Source organism: Cupriavidus sp. SIMBA_020 (assembly GCF_046535395.1).
Lineage (GTDB): Bacteria > Pseudomonadota > Gammaproteobacteria > Burkholderiales > Burkholderiaceae > Cupriavidus > Cupriavidus campinensis.
Map to the genome: position 1 here is coordinate 1 of NZ_JAWRWU010000837.1, position 263 is coordinate 263.

Below are 263 nucleotides of genomic sequence, written 5' to 3' on the forward strand. Positions count from 1 at the left end.
CAATTGCGCCGCCGCATCAACGAGGAGCTGAACACGGTCCAGAACATCGGCGGCGAGAACGCGATCGCCGATCTCGGCATCGACCTGCCGAACCTCGAGGATCTGGAGGACGCGAATATCGTCGCCGACAACGTGCGCGTGATGGGCCCGATGATCGTCGCCGCGATGTTCGACGAGCTCAAGGTGTTCCAGGTCGTCGACCGCATCGTCGAGCAATTCCAGCACGGCACGCTGCCGATCGGCCCGGGCAACGCCGGCAAGCT

At 64.3% G+C, this 263-nt stretch carries 1 pseudogene; it reads left to right on the top strand.

The features are described from left to right. A pseudogene (locus tag SB751_RS31735) lies at positions 1–263 on the top strand (hypothetical protein); the annotation flags it as partial.